The following is a 391-nucleotide window of genomic DNA, read 5'->3' as shown; positions in this document are numbered from 1 at the left end:
CCCGTCCGCGGCGACCTCGGCGTGTCTTACCGACGCTCGTCTTTGCAGTTTAATATCCGCCCGCGGCGATCTCTCGCTGGGCAATCCGTTGCTACGGCTGAGGCTTCTACGTCGAACCGACAGTCTGTGCACGCGTGTGGCGCCCTGGGCGCTCGCAGAAAAGGGACCTGAGGTTCGCCTCAACGGCTTCGGATCGAACCGCTTCCGGGGTGACTGGCTTATGTGCGGGGGACCGCCCCCCTACGCCCCCTCGGCCATGAGGCCGACCGCCCACACCCAGCAGGCGAGCTCGCGCGCCGTGGCGACGTTCGCCTTGCTGCCGTGGACCCCGCGCGCGAGCAGCGCCTCCCGCCTCTCGACCAGCCTCCGCACGCCCTTGGCGGCATGCCTC

The organism is Collinsella sp. AF37-9 (assembly GCF_003475115.1).
Taxonomy (GTDB): Bacteria; Actinomycetota; Coriobacteriia; order Coriobacteriales; family Coriobacteriaceae; genus Collinsella.
This window is presented reverse-complemented; position numbering follows the sequence as displayed.